General features: G+C 70.3%; 15 protein-coding genes. 11 read left to right on the top strand and 4 right to left on the bottom strand.

Annotated features, from left to right (window positions below):
- The first annotated feature begins 158 nt into the window (after window positions 1–158).
- A complete protein-coding gene (locus IO29_RS13680; protein WP_030382603.1) occupies window positions 159–515 on the top strand; it encodes a HesB/IscA family protein in 357 nt (118 codons plus the stop codon).
- A 61-nt stretch (window positions 516–576) separates the two neighbouring features.
- Here the strand turns inward: IO29_RS13680 and IO29_RS39420 are convergent, their stop codons facing one another.
- The gene (locus tag IO29_RS39420) at window positions 577–2,406 is read right to left on the bottom strand and encodes a hypothetical protein (protein ID WP_063738128.1); all 1,830 of its coding nucleotides are present in this window, start codon (window positions 2,404–2,406) and stop codon (window positions 577–579) included.
- A gap of 108 nt (window positions 2,407–2,514) precedes the next feature.
- Window positions 2,515–2,739: a hypothetical protein gene (locus tag IO29_RS13665; protein ID WP_030382605.1), complete on the bottom strand. Its 225-nt coding sequence runs from the start codon at window positions 2,737–2,739 to the stop codon at window positions 2,515–2,517.
- Between the two features lie 132 nt (window positions 2,740–2,871).
- Between IO29_RS13665 and IO29_RS13660 the strand changes: the two genes are divergently transcribed.
- Window positions 2,872–3,846 (top strand): carbohydrate kinase family protein, encoded by a 975-nt coding sequence (locus IO29_RS13660; protein WP_030382606.1) that lies wholly within the window; start codon window positions 2,872–2,874, stop codon window positions 3,844–3,846.
- Window positions 3,847–4,058: 212 nt separating this feature from the next.
- Here the strand turns inward: IO29_RS13660 and IO29_RS13655 are convergent, their stop codons facing one another.
- A complete protein-coding gene (locus tag IO29_RS13655; RefSeq protein ID WP_030382607.1) occupies window positions 4,059–5,447 on the bottom strand; it encodes a cysteine desulfurase/sulfurtransferase TusA family protein in 1,389 nt (462 codons plus the stop codon).
- Between the two features lie 301 nt (window positions 5,448–5,748).
- Here IO29_RS13655 and coxB point away from each other — a divergent pair, with 301 nt between their 5' ends.
- The 4 genes from coxB (at window position 5,749) to IO29_RS13635 (ending at window position 10,262) form a co-directional block, all read left to right on the top strand.
- Window positions 5,749–6,741 carry an aa3-type cytochrome oxidase subunit II gene (gene coxB, locus IO29_RS13650; RefSeq protein ID WP_030382608.1) on the top strand — a complete coding sequence of 331 codons (993 nt, stop codon included), beginning with the start codon at window positions 5,749–5,751 and terminating at the stop codon, window positions 6,739–6,741.
- Window positions 6,738–8,474: an aa3-type cytochrome oxidase subunit I gene (gene ctaD, locus IO29_RS13645; protein ID WP_030382609.1), complete on the top strand. Its 1,737-nt coding sequence runs from the start codon at window positions 6,738–6,740 to the stop codon at window positions 8,472–8,474. The genes coxB and ctaD overlap by 4 nt, the downstream gene beginning before the upstream one ends.
- On the top strand, window positions 8,471–8,869 hold the full coding sequence (locus IO29_RS13640; RefSeq protein WP_030382610.1) for a cytochrome c oxidase subunit 4: 399 nt from the start codon (window positions 8,471–8,473) through the stop codon (window positions 8,867–8,869). Before ctaD ends, IO29_RS13640 begins: the two co-directional genes overlap by 4 nt.
- Window positions 8,870–8,999: 130 nt before the next feature.
- Window positions 9,000–10,262: a L,D-transpeptidase gene (locus tag IO29_RS13635; protein ID WP_030382611.1), complete on the top strand. Its 1,263-nt coding sequence runs from the start codon at window positions 9,000–9,002 to the stop codon at window positions 10,260–10,262.
- Window positions 10,263–10,518: 256 nt separating this feature from the next.
- On the opposite strand, the gene IO29_RS13630 is transcribed toward IO29_RS13635, so the two are convergent.
- Window positions 10,519–10,917, bottom strand: coding sequence for a response regulator (locus IO29_RS13630; RefSeq protein WP_030382612.1), 399 nt, complete (start codon window positions 10,915–10,917; stop codon window positions 10,519–10,521).
- 181 nt (window positions 10,918–11,098) lie between these two features.
- On the opposite strand from IO29_RS13630, the gene IO29_RS13625 reads away from it, so the two are divergent.
- From IO29_RS13625 to trpD, 5 genes are all read left to right on the top strand, one after another.
- Window positions 11,099–11,719, top strand: a complete 621-nt coding sequence (locus tag IO29_RS13625) for an aa3-type cytochrome oxidase subunit III (protein ID WP_030382613.1) — start codon at window positions 11,099–11,101, stop codon at window positions 11,717–11,719.
- Window positions 11,720–11,791: 72 nt separating this feature from the next.
- A complete protein-coding gene (locus IO29_RS13620) occupies window positions 11,792–12,604 on the top strand; it encodes a cytochrome bc1 complex diheme cytochrome c subunit (RefSeq protein ID WP_030382614.1) in 813 nt (270 codons plus the stop codon).
- Complete coding sequence (locus IO29_RS13615; RefSeq protein ID WP_030382615.1) at window positions 12,601–13,668, top strand: cytochrome bc1 complex Rieske iron-sulfur subunit; 1,068 nt, start codon at window positions 12,601–12,603, stop codon at window positions 13,666–13,668. Before IO29_RS13620 ends, IO29_RS13615 begins: the two co-directional genes overlap by 4 nt.
- Window positions 13,665–15,305, top strand: coding sequence for a cytochrome bc1 complex cytochrome b subunit (locus IO29_RS13610; RefSeq protein ID WP_030382616.1), 1,641 nt, complete (start codon window positions 13,665–13,667; stop codon window positions 15,303–15,305). The genes IO29_RS13615 and IO29_RS13610 overlap by 4 nt, the downstream gene beginning before the upstream one ends.
- A gap of 151 nt (window positions 15,306–15,456) precedes the next feature.
- On the top strand, window positions 15,457–16,524 hold the full coding sequence (trpD, locus tag IO29_RS13605; RefSeq protein WP_030382617.1) for an anthranilate phosphoribosyltransferase: 1,068 nt from the start codon (window positions 15,457–15,459) through the stop codon (window positions 16,522–16,524).
- Window positions 16,525–16,576 lie beyond the last annotated feature (52 nt).

The following is a 16,576-nucleotide window of genomic DNA, read 5'->3' as shown; positions in this document are numbered from 1 at the left end:
TGCGGGCGTTGTCCCCTCTCCTCGCGTGTGTGCGAGCATGAAGGGGAAGAAGGAAGCGGGACGAAGCGAGAAGCAGGCGCCCGGCCCGGAATGAATCCGCGGCCCCGCGGGTTGCACTCGTCGGCAAGCAGTCTCCGTACAACCCGGGAGAGATGTAGATGTCCGTATCGGACGAGACCACCACCGTCACCGACGGCATCATCCTGACGGACGCCGCCGCGTCCAAGGTCAAGGCCCTGCTCGACCAGGAAGGCCGTGACGACCTCGCGCTGCGCGTGGCCGTTCAGCCCGGCGGCTGCTCCGGCCTGCGCTACCAGCTCTTCTTCGACGAGCGCTCGCTCGACGGCGACGTGAAGAAGGACTTCGGCGGGGTCGCGGTCGTCACCGACCGCATGAGCGCGCCGTACCTGGGCGGTGCCACCATCGACTTCGTGGACACGATCGAGAAGCAGGGCTTCACGATCGACAACCCGAACGCGACGGGCTCCTGCGCCTGCGGCGACTCCTTCAGCTGACCGTTGCTGACGACGGCGGCGCCCCCTTCCGAGGGGGCGCCGCCGTCGTTCGTGTGTGCCCTCAGCGGGCGGTCGGGCTCGCCGACGGCAACGGGGCGGTGGCCTTCGGTACCGGCCTGCCGTTCGGGTCCACGACCGTGCGGCCGCCCAGCGGTGCGTCCAGGTGCAGCGTGGCGCGGTAGACCCGGGCGACCGCGATGCACGGGCGCTCCGGGTGGGCCGTGGTCCCGGTGACGGCCACCGTCACCTTCTTCGCGTCCTCGCGCGCGGTGGCCTCGTACGCCGTGCACACGCCGCCCTCGTAGACGACGGTCAGCTCCGTGCCGTCGGCGCGGTAGCCGGTGAGGTGCGCGTCGTGGCTCGACGACGAACCGGTCGGGCTCGGCTCGCCGGGGGCCGTGGGCGCCGCCAGGTAACGCGGGTCGACCGCCGCGCGGGCGACGGTGGACGTGTCCTTCTCTCCCGCCGGCCGCACCTCGAACAGCCACGACGGCACCAGCACGGGGCGGCCCGCCGAGGTGCGCGCGGCCAGTCCGAACTCCGCGTCCTCCACCCGTACGGTCCTGCGCGCGCCGCCGGTGGGGGAGGCGGCGCACGGCGTCTCGTCCCGGTCCTTCAGCGGGACGGGGCGGGCGCAGCCGCCGATGCCCTTGCGGCCGTACGACGCGGTGGCGCCGTTCATCAGGTCCAGCGCCTTCTCGGCGCCGATCACCGGGTACTCGGCGCCCTCCCGGGGAGCGACGAGTGTGCCGCTGCCGCCGACGACCTCGCCCCCGCTGCCGATCTGCAACCCCGTCGTCCACCCGGAGGTGGGCAGTCCGCCCACCCGGGGTTCGGCGTTGACCACCCGGGCTCCACCCAGGACCTGGCTCGCGTCCAGCTTCGCGTCGTCCTGGCCGACGGCATCGAGCACGGGCGCGGCCGCCTTCCTGGCGGTGTCGGGGCCGACGGGGTCCGTCGTGCCCGCGGCGGAGCCGGAGCCGCCGGGTGTGCACGGCCGGCCGCGCAGACAGTTGTCGCCGCCGGGCTTCACCGCGCTGAACGTCCAGGTGCCGGGCGCCTCGCGGTCCACCCGCAGCAGGGGCGCCGCCTCGCCCTTGGCGGTGCCCACCTGCCACCGGTCGCCGACCAGCCGCGGGGTCCCGGTCAGCCGCAGCGCCTTCGCCAGCCGGGCCACGTCGTCCTTGGAGACCCGCCCCTCGGCCCAGTACACCGCCGCGGAGTCGGGCCCGTCGGGCAGCTCACCGCTCGCGCGGTAGACGGCGCCGTACGGGTTCGGCTCCCCGACGGCGATCCCGGGGCGCCCGTCGCCCCCGTACCCGTCGAGGGCGAGCGCCGGGGGAGCGGAGCCGCCGCCCCCGGGGTCCGCGTCGTCCCCGCCGGAGGCGGACGCGGCGAGATACGCCCCACCGCCCGCGACGAGCAGCACGGCCCCCACGGCGGCCGCGACGACACCGCGCCCCCGCCCCGCCGGGGCTCGGCCGCCTCGGCGACCGGCGACGCCGGGGTCGTCGGTGCCACCAGCAGCGCCGGGTCCGCCGGGTCCGTCGGGTCCGCCGGGTCCGCCGGGACCGTCGGGTCCGCCGGGTCCGCCGGGATCGCCGGGTCCGCCGGGTCCGCCGGGATCGCCGGGATCGCCGGGACCGTCGGGTCCGCCGGGTCCGTCGGGTCCGCCGGGTCCGTCGGGTCCGCCGGGTCCGTAGGGTCCGCCGGGTCCGCCGGGACCGCCGGGATCGCCGGGTCCGTCCGTTCCGCCGGGACCGTCGGGATCGCCGGGACCGTCCGTTCCGCGCGCGGTCTTGGCGGCGCCGTCGGCGTCCGGAGCGCCCTCGGGGCCCGCAGCGCCCCGGGGGCCGTTCGGGTCGTCGTCGGTGGGGTGCTCGGTGTTCACCGCATCGCTCCTTCCGCTCCGCTGCTGTCCCGTGTCGTACGTCGCCTCCCCTGCACGGGGGACGGCGATGGGACGCAGCGGGGGAGCGCACGGTTCCCCCGGGCGCGCTCAGTCGCCGTAGTCGGACATCGCCTCCAGCAGCCGGGCGGAGCCCGCCGGTACGCGTACGCCGTGGATACGGGAGGGGGAGACCGGCGGCGACGCCTTCGCGGCGGCGGGGGCGGTCCAGCGCGGGGCCATCCGGGCGCCGTCGCCCGGCAGCGACGCCAGGTCGCCCTCCAGGTCCACCGGGGCGGCGACCGGGGCGGGGCCGTGGAACTCGAGGTTCGTCATGCCCGCACCGTAGGCACGGCAGAGCCCGCGAAGAAAGACCTACTATCGGGTAGTTCCGCCTGCTTCAGCGGCGAGTGCCGACCGGGTAGCGTGAACCGTCAATCCCCCTCCTCCGAGGAGCGTGCCCTCGCCGTGCGTATCGCAGTCACCGGCTCCATCGCCACCGACCACCTGATGACCTTCCCCGGCCGCTTCACCGATCAGCTGGTCGCGGACCAGCTGCACACGGTCTCCCTCTCCTTCCTGGTCGACAACCTCGACGTACGCCGGGGCGGTGTCGGCGCGAACATCGCCTTCGGCATGGGCCAGCTCGGCACCCGCCCTGTGCTGGTCGGCGCGGCCGGCGCGGACTTCGACGAGTACCGGGCGTGGCTGGACCGGCACGGCGTCGACACGGACTCCGTCCGCATCTCCGAGACCCTGCACACCGCACGCTTCGTGTGCACCACCGACGCCGACCACAACCAGATCGGCTCCTTCTACACGGGCGCGATGAGCGAGGCCCGGCTGATCGAGCTGAAGACGGTCGCCGACCGCGTGGGCGGCCTCGACCTCGTCCTGATCGGCGCGGACGACCCCGAGGGGATGCTCCGGCACACCGAGGAGTGCCGCTCGCGCGGCATCCCGTTCGCCGCCGACTTCTCGCAGCAGATCGCCCGGATGAACGGCGACGAGATCCGGATACTGCTGGACGGGGCGACGTACCTCTTCTCCAACGAGTACGAGAAGGGTCTGATCGAGTCCAAGACCGGGTGGACCGACGCGGAGATCCTGGAGCGGGTCGGGCACCGGGTGACCACGCTCGGGGCGCGGGGTGTGCGCGTGGAGCGGGTCGGGGCGGAGCCGATCGAGGTGGGGTGCCCGGAGGAGGAGCGCAAGGCCGACCCCACGGGGGTGGGCGACGCCTTCCGGGCGGGGTTCCTGTCGGGGCTGGCGTGGGGGGTCTCGCTGGAGCGGGCGGCGCAGGTGGGGTGCATGCTGGCGACGCTGGTGATCGAGACGGTGGGGACGCAGGAGTACCGGTTGCAGCGGGCCCACTTCATGGACCGCTTCACCAAGGCGTACGGCGAGGAAGCGGGCGTGGAGGTCAAGAGCCACCTGCGGTGAGCGGGTGACGGGGGGTTCGCCCGGAAGGGTTCTCGCCCCCGCCGCCCCTGCCCATTCCCGCCCCCCGGGGGGCAAGCCCCCGGACCCCCGAAAAGATCGCGCAGTTCCCGCGCCCCTGGACCAGGGGCGCGGGAACTGCGCAACGGGGTCCAAGGGGCGGAGCCCCTTGAAGGGACGGGAAGGGTAGGGGCGGCGGGGGCGAAAACCATCCGTCACGACACCCGCCGGACCACATACGCCACCCCCGCACCCCCCTCCACCGCCTCCTCCCCCTCGTACCGCTGCCCCCGCATCTCGCACCACGCCGGAATATCGAGCCGCGCCGCCTCGTCGTCGGACAGCACCCGCACCACACCCCCCACCGGCACCTCCCCCCACACCTTCGCCAGCTCGATCACCGGAATGGGGCACCGCTTCCCCAGCGCGTCGACCACCACCGCGGCAGCCCCCCCGGCCGCGGGCCGGGACACCACCGGCACCCCCAGCCGCGCCCGCACCTCCGCCACCACCCCCGGCACCACGGACAGGAACCCCTCGACGTCCTCCTCCGCTGCCCCCGCCGGGAGCGACACCCGCACATTCCCCTCGCTCAGCACCCCCATCGCCACCAGCACATGGCTCGGCGTCAACGTGCTGCTCGTGCACGACGACCCGGACGACACCGAGTACCCCGCCCGGTCCAGCTCGTGCAGCAACGTCTCCCCGTCGACATAGAGACAGGAGAACGTCACGATCCCCGGCAGCCGTCGCTCCGGATCCCCCACCACCTCCACGTCCGGCACCAGCTCCGCCACCCGCCCCCGGATCCGCTCCGTCAACTCCCGCAGCCGCGGGGCCTCCTGGGCCGCCTCGGCCCGCACCGCCCGCAGCGAGGCCGCCGCCGCCACGATCGCCGGCAGGTTCTCGAAGCCGGGCGCCCGCCCCGACTCCCGCTCGTCGCCCGGACCGGCCGGCGCGAACCGTGTCCCCTTGCGCACCGCCAGCAGCCCCACCCCGGACGGTCCGCCCCACTTGTGCGCACTGGCCGCGAGCAGCGACCACTCCCCGGGCACCGGCCCCCACCCCAGCGACTGCGCCGCGTCCACGAGGAGCGGCACCCCGGCCGCCCGGCAGGCCGCCGCCGCCTCGGCCACCGGCTGCTCGGTGCCCACCTCGTGGTTGGCGGACTGAAGACACGCCAGCGCGGTGCCGGGCCGCAGGGCCGCCGCGTACGCCGACGGGTCCACCGCCCCCGTACGGTCCACCCCGACCCGGGTGACCGTCCCGCCGTCCGCCTCGAACGACTCGGCCGCGTGCAACACCGAAGAATGTTCGACCGCTGACACGATCAGGTGGCGTCCGACGCGCCGCCGGCCGCCGAGCGCCCCCGCGATCCCGGAGTGCACCGCCCGGGTGCCGGAGGAGGTGAAGACCAGCTCGTCGGGACGGCACCCCACCGCCTCCGCGGCCGCCTCCCGCGCCGCGTCGAGCAGCAGCCGGGCCCGGCGCCCCTCCCGGTACAGCCGCGCGGGATCGGCCCAGCCCTCGTCCAGGGCGGCCAGCAGCGCCTGACGGGCCACGGGATGGAGGGGAGCGGCGGAGGCGGCGTCGAAGTACGGCATGGGCACCACGCTAGGCGCAACCGGAGACGAACGAAGAAGCACGGCGTCCCCGTCCCGGACCCGGCCTCAGGCCGCCCCCGGCGCGCCGCCGTTCCGCCGGTCCCCGTCCGTCCCACGCCCGTGTTCCGCCCCATCAGGGTGACCCGTGACGCGTATGCCACCCTCCCCGCGACCCTCCGAGGGGCGTCGGCTAGGGTTTGGTCCGCATAAACATCAAACCCCTGCCCGACGCAGGGCGGCGACCGACCAGTGAGAAGGCCGCAGCCAACCAGCGCGGGCGAGACACTCGGGAAGGCGCTACGTGAGTCCCAACGGCTCCGACCTCCCCCACGCCGCGGGCGGCGCGGGCGGTACCCCCAAGCCGCGGCGCCCGATGCGGCGGAAGCTGCTGCAGGCGCTGACTGCGGGCCTGGTCCTGGCGACCGCGACCGGTTGCACATACAAGGACTTCCCTCGCCTTGGTATGCCCACCCCGACCACGGAAGAGGCTCCGCGGATCCTCTCCCTGTGGCAGGGCTCCTGGGCGGCCGCGATCGCGGTCGGCTGCCTGGTCTGGGGCCTGATCCTGTGGAGTGCTTTCTTCCACCGGCGCAGCCGCACCAAGGTCGAGGTCCCCCCTCAGACCCGGTACAACATGCCCATCGAGGCGCTGTACACCGTGGTCCCCCTGATCATCGTCTCGGTGCTGTTCTACTTCACCGCCCGGGACGAGACGAAGCTCATGGACACCTCCGCCAAGCCCGACGTGACCATCAACGTCGTCGGCTTCCAGTGGAGCTGGGGCTTCAACTACGTCGAGAACGTCGACGGTTCCACAGGTGACGCGAAGACCGACGAGAACCTGGACCCGATCCCGGACCGGTTCAAGAAGGACTTCCCGGCCAACGCCGGCGGTGTCTACGACGTCGGCACGCCCGCCTCGAAGAACCCGCAGAACGGCAACCCGGGCCCGACCCTGTGGCTGCCCAAGGGCGAGACCGTCCGCTTCGTTCTCACCTCGCGCGACGTCATCCACTCCTTCTGGGTGCTGCCGTTCCTGATGAAGCAGGACGTCATCCCGGGCCACACCAACGCCTTCCAGGTGACCCCCAACAAGGAGGGCACCTACCGCGGCAAGTGCGCCGAGCTCTGTGGCGTCGACCACTCCCGGATGCTGTTCAACGTGAAGATCGTTTCCCCCGAGCGCTACCAGCAGCATCTCAAGGACCTCGCCAAGAAGGGGCAGACCGGTTACATTCCCGCCGGCATCGCGCAGACGAGCCACGAGAAGAACCGGGAGACGAACAACCTGTGAGCATCCTCAATCAACCCCAGGGTGCCGCGGCAGCGGGTTCCCACTACGAGGACGAGCTGCCGGTCCGGCGCCAGAATCGCGGCAGCGTCGTCATCAAGTGGCTCACCACCACCGACCACAAGACGATCGGCACGCTGTACCTGGTCACGTCGTTCGTGTTCTTCTGCATCGGCGGCGTCATGGCGCTCTTCATGCGCGCCGAGCTCGCCCGCCCGGGTTTGCAGATCATGTCGAACGAGCAGTTCAACCAGGCGTTCACGATGCACGGCACGATCATGCTGCTGATGTTCGCGACGCCGCTGTTCGCCGGCTTCACGAACTGGATCATGCCGCTCCAGATCGGCGCGCCCGACGTGGCGTTCCCGCGGCTGAACATGTTCGCCTACTGGCTCTACCTGTTCGGCTCGACCATCGCGGTCGGCGGCTTCCTCACCCCGCAGGGCGCGGCCGACTTCGGCTGGTTCGCCTACTCCCCGCTGTCGGACGCGGTCCGCTCGCCGGGCGTCGGCGCCGACATGTGGATCATGGGTCTGGCCTTCTCCGGCTTCGGCACGATCCTCGGCGCGGTCAACTTCATCACCACGATCATCTGCATGCGCGCCCCCGGCATGACGATGTTCCGCATGCCGATCTTCACCTGGAACGTGCTGCTCACCGGTGTACTGGTGCTGCTCGCCTTCCCCGTGCTGGCCGCCGCGCTGTTCGCCCTGGAGGCGGACCGAAAATTCGGGGCACACGTATTCGATGCCACAAACGGCGGCGCACTGCTGTGGCAACACCTCTTCTGGTTCTTCGGCCATCCAGAGGTGTACATCATCGCGCTGCCGTTCTTCGGCATCATCAGTGAGGTCATCCCGGTCTTCTCCCGCAAGCCGATGTTCGGCTACATGGGCCTGATCGGCGCGACGATCTCCATCGCCGGCCTCTCCGTGACCGTGTGGGCGCACCACATGTACGTCACCGGCGGTGTGCTGCTGCCGTTCTTCTCCTTCATGACGTTCCTCATCGCCGTCCCGACCGGTGTGAAGTTCTTCAACTGGATCGGCACGATGTGGAAGGGCTCACTCAGTTTCGAGACCCCGATGCTGTGGGCCACCGGCTTCCTGATCACCTTCACCTTCGGTGGTCTGACCGGCGTCATCCTGGCCTCGCCGCCGATGGACTTCCACATCTCCGACTCGTACTTCGTGGTGGCGCACTTCCACTACGTCGTCTTCGGCACCGTCGTCTTCGCGATGTTCTCCGGCTTCCACTTCTGGTGGCCGAAGTTCACCGGCAAGATGCTCGACGAGCGGCTCGGCAAGATCACCTTCTGGACGCTGTTCATCGGCTTCCACGGCACGTTCCTCATCCAGCACTGGCTGGGCGTCGAGGGCATGCCGCGCCGGTACGCGGACTATCTCGCGGCCGACGGCTTCACCACGCTGAACACGCTGTCGACGATCTTCTCGTTCCTGCTCGGCCTGTCGATCCTGCCGTTCCTCTACAACGTGTGGAAGACCGCCAAGTACGGCAAGAAGGTCGAGGTCGACGACCCGTGGGGCTACGGCCGTTCGCTGGAGTGGGCGACCTCCTGCCCGCCGCCGCGGCACAACTTCCTCACGCTGCCGAAGATCCGCAGTGAGTCCCCGGCGTTCGACCTGCACCACCCGGAGATCGCGGCGCTCGACCAGCTCGAGAACGCCGGGCACGGCGAGAAGACGCTCGCCGGGAGCAAGGAGGCCGGCAAGTGAAGGTCCAGGGCAAGATGTTCCTGTGGCTGGCGGCCTTCCTGGTCGTCATGGCCATCATCTACGGCGCGTGGTCGAAGGAGCCCGCCGGTACGACGGCGCTCTTCCTGGCCTTCGGCCTGAGCGTGATGATCGGCTACTACCTGGCCTTCACGGCCCGGCGGGTCGACGCGGGCGCGCAGGACAACAAGGACGCGGATGTCGCGGACGACGCCGGTGAGCTGGGCTTCTTCAGCCCGCACAGCTGGCAGCCGCTCGCCCTCGCCGTCGGTGGCGCCCTCGCCTTCATGGGCGTCGTCTTCGGCTGGTGGCTGCTGTTCTTCTCCGCCCCGATCATCCTGATCGGCCTGTGGGGCTGGGTCTTCGAGTACTACCGCGGCGAGAACCGCACCCAGTAACACGCCTGTGCACCACCGGGAGCCCGGACACTCCGTCAGGAGCGTCCGGGCTCCTCCGTACGGCCCACCCGCGTCCCCCGTACGGCCCACCCGCCGCGCCGCTCCCGGGGGGCGTCCCTACGTTGAGGCCATGAGTACCTCACCGCGCAGCCGTACGGTCGCCGGCTGCACCCTGCTGGTGGTCTCCATGGCCGTGGGACTCAGTGCCTGCGGCGGGGGCGACCATCCGCTCGCGGCCAAGCCGTACGACGCGGGGGACCGGGTCGCCGTCAGCGCCCTGGCGGACGACGGCAAGAAGGCGGACCCGGACAAGCCCCTGGAAGTCACCTCACGGGACTCCGACGGACGCCTCACCGACGTCACCGTCACCGACGCCGCCGGACGCCGTGTGCCGGGCGAACTCACCGCCGACGGCAGCCGCTGGCACAGCACGTCACCGCTGGCCTCGGGCGCCCACTACACGGTCCGGGTCAGCACCGAGGACGAGGACGGGGCCCCCGGGCGCAAGGTCGTCGAGTTCGACACCGGCGCCGGTAAGTCCAAGAAGGTGAACGTCGCCTTCGGCCCGGACGCGGGCACCTACGGCGTCGGCCAGCCCGTCACCGCCACGCTCAGCGAGCCGGTCAAGGACAAGGCCGCCAGGGCCGTCGTGGAGCGCTCCCTGCACGTGAGCGCCCGGCCCGCGGTCGAGGGCGCCTGGTACTGGGTGGACGACACCACGCTCCACTACCGCCCCAAGGAGTACTGGCCCGCCCACACCACCGTCACGGTCTCCAGCGACCTGCACGGGCTGAAGGTGGCCGACCGGCTCCGCGGCGGCGACGCCAAGCCGCTGAAGCTCACCACCGGCGACAAGATCGTCGCCGCGACGGACGCCGCCACGCACACGATGACGGTCTACCGCAACGACGAGGAGATCAACGAGATCCCCGTCACCACGGGCAAGTCCGGCTTCGAGACCCGGAACGGCGTCAAGGTCGTGCTCGGCAAGCAGTACCTCGTACGTATGCGCAGTACCAGCATCGGCATCGCGGAGGGCTCCGCGGACTCCTACGACCTGCCGGTGTACTACGCCACGCAGGTGACGCTCAGCGGCGAATACGTCCACGCGGCCCCGTGGTCCGTCGACTCCCAGGGCTCCGCCAACGTCAGCCACGGCTGCACGGGCATGAGCACGAGCAACGCGGAGTGGTTCTACGACACGGTGCGGGCCGGCGACGTGGTGACCGTCGTCAACTCCGACGGCGACGCGATGGCGCCGTTCGGCAACGGGTACGGCGACTGGAATCTGTCCTGGAAGGACTGGCAGAAGGGCAGCGCCCTCACCCCGTCGAAGCCGGCGAAGTTGCCGAGCCTCCTCGACAGGGCTCGGCTGCGGCCCCAGGGCGCGTAGCGGCTCCGCCGGGCGCCTGACAACTCGGGGGCTTCTGGGTTGTTGGCGGGTGCGGATGCGTCGTGGCTTGTCGCGCAGTTCCCCGCGCCCCTAAAAAGCAGGGGGCGCAGCCCCCTAGCTTTTAGGCGCGCGGGGAACTGCGCGAGCAACCACAACCGACCCGCACCCGCCAACGCACGCGTACCCCCGAGCTACTGGGCGCCCCCGGCGGAGCCGTCACGCCCCCGGCGGAGCCGTCACGCCCCCGGCGGAGCCGTCACGCGCTGAGGGCGACCCTCTTCAGGAGGGTGCCCAGCGTCGTGGCGAGGTCGACGGGATCGACCGGCAGCGTCACGGCCGCGTCCGCCCGGCTCCACGTCGCCAGCCACGCGTCCTGCGGCCGCCCCATCAGCACCAGCACCGGCGGGCACTGGAACACCTCGTCCTTGATCTGGCGGCACACCCCCATGCCGCCCATCGGCACGGCCTCGCCGTCCAGCACGCACACGTCGATCCCGCCGCGGTCCAGCTCGCGCAGGACCGCCTCCGGCGTGGCGCACTCCAGGAACTCCACCTCGGGGCCGTCCGGAACGGGCCGCCTGCCGGACGCGAGCCGCACCTGTTCGCGGGTGGTGGAGTCGTCGCTGTAGACCAGCACGGTGGCGGTCGGCTGCATGCTTCCTCCGGAAGACCTCGTCGTCGTGCGGACATGGACCGTTGGGCCGGATGCTACTCCCTCGCACCCTCCCCGGGCAGCGGTCGGAACGGCCCGGCGATGCGCCATCCGGGCAGCGCACGGGGTGCGGACACTCCGAACGGCACCCCCCGGGGTGAGGGCGGGATAAGCGACCGACATAATGTCGGTCGTGGCGACAGCAACGACAGTAGATACCGGGCACGCACACCCGTCGGTCAACCGGCCGAACCTCACCAGCGTCGGAACCATCATCTGGCTGAGTTCCGAGCTGATGTTCTTCGCGGCCCTCTTCGCGATGTACTTCACCCTGCGATCGGTGACCGGCCCCGATCACTGGAAGGAGATGGCGAGTGCGCTCAACGTCCCCTTCTCGGCGACGAACACCACGATCCTGGTGCTCTCCTCGCTCACCTGTCAGCTCGGCGTGTTCGCCGCCGAGCGCGGTGACGTGAAGAAGCTCCGGGGCTGGTTCATCGTCACCTTCATCATGGGCGCGATCTTCATCGGCGGTCAGATCTACGAGTACACCGAGCTGGTCAAGAAGGACGGCATCTCGCTCTCCTCCGACCCGTACGGCTCGGTGTTCTACCTGACCACCGGCTTCCACGGTCTGCACGTGACGGGCGGTCTCATCGCCTTCCTCTTCGTGCTCGGCCGTACGTACGCGGCGAAGAGGTTCACGCACGACCAGGCAACGGCAGCGATCGTCGTGTCCTACTACTGGCACTTCGTCGATGTCGTCTGGATCGGCCTCTTCGCCACGATCTACCTGATCAAGTAGCCGAAGCGCCGAGACCGGCCACCCGACCCTTCCGAAGCATCGACGCAGAAGATCCTGACACCGGGGTAATCCGTGAAAAAGCTCTCCGCACGACGACGCCATCCGCTGGCGGCGATCGTCGTCCTACTCCTCGCGCTGGCGGCCACCGGGGGGCTGTACACCGCGTTCGCGCCCGCGGACAAGGCTCAGGCCGACGACACCGCACAGTCCCTCGCCATCGAGGAGGGCAAGAAGCTCTACGAGGTGGGCTGCGCCAGTTGCCACGGCACCGGTGGTAAGGGCAGCTCCGACGGTCCGAGCCTGATCGGCGTGGGCGCCGCCGCGGTCGACTTCCAGGTCGGCACGGGCCGCATGCCGGCCTCCACCTCGCAGCAGGCGCAGGTCGAGAAGAAGAAGAACATCTACTCGCAGGCGCAGATCGACCAGCTCGCCGCGTACATCGCCTCCCTCGGCGCCGGCCCGGCCACGCCGACCAAGGACGAGTACAGCCCGGAGGGCGCGGACATCGCCAAGGGCGGTGAGCTGTTCCGTACCAACTGCTCGCAGTGCCACAACTTCACCGGCAAGGGCGGCGCGCTGACGAACGGCAAGTTCGCGCCGAGCCTGGAGGGTGTCGCCCCGAAGCACATCTACGAGGCCATGCAGACCGGCCCGCAGAACATGCCGTCCTTCCCCGACACCACGCTGACGTCCAAGAACAAGCAGGACATCATCGCGTACCTGAAGGCTGTCGACGGCGATGAAACGACCAACCCCGGCGGTCTCGAGCTCGGCGGTCTTGGCCCGGTCAGCGAGGGTCTGTTCGCCTGGATCTTCGGACTCGGCGCGCTGATCGCGGTCGCCGTCTGGGTCGCCGCTCGGACCGCAAAGGCCAAGAAGTCATGAGTAGCCAAGACATTCCAGAAGAGAAGCTGCCCGCCGAGCGGGACCAGGAGCACGGGGCCCACGAGGGCCTGGCCGTCGCGGACGAGGAGAACCCGTTCGCGGACCCCGGTCTGCCGCCGCACGAGCACCGCCGCCAGGACGTGGACGAGAAGGCCGCGAACCACTCCGAGCGCACGGTGGCGCTGCTGTTCACCGTCTCGATGCTGGCCACCATCGGCTTCATCGCCTCCTACGTGGCGATCTCGCCGGACACCTCGATCTACGTGTTCCCGCTGGGGCACATCAGCGCGCTCAACTTCGCGCTCGGCCTGACCCTCGGCGTGGCGCTGTTCGCGATCGGCGCGGGCGCGGTCCACTGGGCCCGCACCCTGATGTCCGACGTGGAGATCGCCGACGAGCGTCACCCGATCGAGGCACCCCCGGAGACCCGCTCGAAGGTCCTCGCCGACTTCAAGCAGGGCGCCAAGGAGTCCGCGCTCGGCCGCCGCAAGCTGATCCGCAACACCATGTTCGGCGCGCTCACCCTGGTGCCGCTCTCCGGCGTCATGCTGCTGCGCGACCTCGGCCCGCTGCCCCACACCAAGCTCCGCCACACCGCGTGGGCCAAGGGCAAGCTGCTGGTCAACATGAACACCAACGAGCCGGTCCGGCCCTCGGACGTGGCCGTGGGCTCGCTGACCTTCGTCAAGCCCGAGGGGCTCGAGGAGCACGACGAGGACTTCCAGACCGAGATCGCCAAGGCGGCCCTGATGATCGTCCGGCTCCAGCCGGAGAACATCAAGGACAAGCAGGAGCTCGACTGGAGCCACGAGGGCATCGTGGCCTACTCCAAGATCTGCACCCACGTCGGGTGCCCGATCTCGCTGTACGAGCAGCAGACGCACCACGTCCTGTGCCCGTGCCACCAGTCCACCTTCGACCTCTCCGACGGTGCCCGAGTCATCTTCGGCCCGGCCGGCCACCCCCTGCCGCAGCTGCGCATCGGTGTGAGCGAGGACGGTTACCTCCAGGCGCTCGGCGACTTCGCGGAGCCCGTCGGTCCTGCTTTCTGGGAGCGCGGATGAGTACTGCAGCAGCCAGCAACGAGCCGCGCAGGCGCGGCAAGGCACCCGCCGGAGAGCGGGTCGCCGACTGGGCCGACGGCCGCCTGGGGATCTACTCCCTGGCCAAGTCCAACATGCGCAAGATCTTCCCCGACCACTGGTCGTTCATGCTCGGTGAAGTCTGCATGTACAGCTTCATCATCATCATCCTGACGGGTGTCTATCTGACGCTGTTCTTCCACCCGTCGATGAACGAGGTCCAGTACCACGGCAGTTACGTGCCGTTGCAGGGCCAGATGATGTCCGAGGCGTTCAACTCGACCATGCACATCTCCTTCGAGGTGCGCGGTGGTCTGCTGATCCGGCAGATCCACCACTGGGCGGCGCTGATCTTCCTCGCCGGCATGTTCGTGCACATGATGCGCGTCTTCTTCACGGGTGCGTTCCGCAAGCCGCGCGAGGTCAACTGGCTGTTCGGCTTCCTGCTGTTCGTCCTCGGCATGTTCACCGGCTTCACCGGTTACTCGCTCCCGGACGACCTGCTCTCCGGCACCGGTGTCCGCTTCATGGAGGGCGCGATCCTGTCCGTGCCGATCGTCGGCACGTACCTGTCGTTCTTCCTCTTCGGCGGCGAGTTCCCGGGCGGCGACTTCGTGGCCCGCTTCTACTCGATCCACATCCTGCTGCTGCCGGGCATCATGCTCGGCCTGATGGTGGCGCACCTGATCCTGGTCTTCTACCACAAGCACACGCAGTACGCGGGTCCCGGAAAGACCAACACCAACGTCGTCGGCATGCCGCTGCTGCCGGTGTACATGGCCAAGGCCGGAGGCTTCTTCTTCCTGGTCTTCGGTGTCATCGCGGTCGTCGCCGCGATCGCGCAGATCAACCCGATCTGGGCGATCGGCCCCTACCGGCCGGACCAGGTCTCCACCGGCGCCCAGCCCGACTGGTACATGGGCTTCTCCGAGGGCCTGATCCGTGTCATGCCGGGCTGGGAGATCAACCTGTGGGGCCACACGCTCGTCCTGGGCGTGTTCGTACCGCTGATGATCTTCCCGCTGGTCCTGGTCGCCATCGCCGTCTACCCGTTCATCGAGTCCTGGGTCACCGGCGACAAGCGCGAGCACCACATCCTGGACCGCCCGCGCAACGCCCCGACCCGGACCGCGTTCGGTGTCGCCTGGATGACCTGGTACACCGTGCTGCTGATCGGTGGTGGCAACGACCTGTTCGCCACGCACTTCAGCCTGTCGATCAACGCCATCACCTGGTTCGTCCGGATCGCGTTCTTCGTCGCCCCGGTGATCGCGTTCATCGCCACCAAGCGGATCTGCCTCGGCCTCCAGCGCCGCGACAAGGAGAAGGTGCTGCACGGGCGCGAGTCCGGCATCATCAAGCGCCTGCCGCACGGTGAGTTCATCGAGGTGCACGAGCCGCTCAGCCAGGAGCAGCTGCACACCCTCACGGCGCACGAGCAGTACAGCCCGCTCGAGCTGGGCCCGACGGTCGACGAGAACGGTGTCGAGCGCAAGGTCAAGGGGCCGCAGAAGCTCCGCGCCAAGCTCAGCAAGGCGTACTACGGGGAGGACAACCAGATCCCCAAGCCCACCGTCGAGGAGTACAAGGAGATCACCAGCGGCCACGGCCACCACTGATCACCCGCTGTCGCCACGCCACGGCGAGAAGGGCCCCGTCCGATGCTCGGACGGGGCCCTTCCCCGTGTGCGGGGCTGGATAGGGTGGAGACGGCCGGCCCGCGTGAGGTGCCGGAACTTCTTCATCCTTGTGACGAGCCAGGAGCGGCGTATGACTGCTGTGACCCCCGCTGGAGGCGACACCGCGGCGGGCCGCTCCTGGCCCGCCCTCCTCAACGGCCTCCTCGACGGCCGTGACCTCTCGGCGGACGACACCGCCTGGGCGATGGACCTCATCATGCGCGGCGAGGCGACCGACGCGCAGATCGCCGGCTTCGCGGTGGCGCTGCGCGCCAAGGGCGAGACGGTGCAGGAGATCACCGGGTTCGTGCGCGCGATGTACGCGCACGCCCATGTCATCGACGTTCCCGGGGACACGGTCGACATCGTCGGCACGGGCGGGGACGGGGCGAAGACCGTCAACATCTCCACGATGTCCGCCATCGTCGTCGCCGGGACGGGGGCGAAGGTCGTCAAGCACGGCAACCGGGCCGCGTCGTCGGCGTCCGGGGCCTCCGACGTGCTGGAGAAGCTCGGGGTCGACCTCAACCTCACGCCGGAGCGGGTGGTGGAGGTCGCCGAGGAGGCCGGGATCACCTTCTGCTTCGCGGCGAGGTTCCACCCCGCGCTGCGTCATGTGGCGGCGGCGCGCGGGCAGCTCGGGATCCGGACGACGTTCAACTTCCTCGGGCCGCTGACCAATCCCGCGAAGGTGCGGGCGCAGGCGATCGGCGTCGCCGACGCACGGATGGCGCCGATCATCGCCGGGGTCTTCGCCGAACGGGGCAACTCCTCGCTCGTCTTCCGCGGTGACGACGGGCTCGACGAGCTGACGACGACGTCGACGTCGCGGGTGTGGGTGGTGCGCGACGGCCGGGTGACGGAGGAGGCGTTCGATCCCCGGTCGGTGGGGATCGAGCTGGTGCCGGTGGAGGCGTTGCGGGGCGGGGATCCCTCGTACAACGCGGATGTCGCGCGGCGGGTGCTGGAGGGGGAGGCGGGGCCGGTGCGGGATGCGGTGCTGTTGAACTCGGCGGCGGCGGTGGTGGCGTTGCGGGGGGAGGAGGGTCCCCTGGTGGACCGTCTCCGCGACGGGATCGCGCGCGCGGCGGAGTCCATCGACAGCGGCGCGGCCCGGGAGACCCTCTCCCGCTGGGTGACGGCCACGCGCCGGGCGTAACGGTGCGCGGGGGTGCGGACGGCTTTCCCTCGCCCCCGCCGCCCCTACCCGT

The organism is Streptomyces sp. NRRL F-6676, assembly GCF_000725625.1.
GTDB lineage: Bacteria > Actinomycetota > Actinomycetes > Streptomycetales > Streptomycetaceae > Streptomyces.
This window is presented reverse-complemented; position numbering and strand designations above follow the sequence as displayed.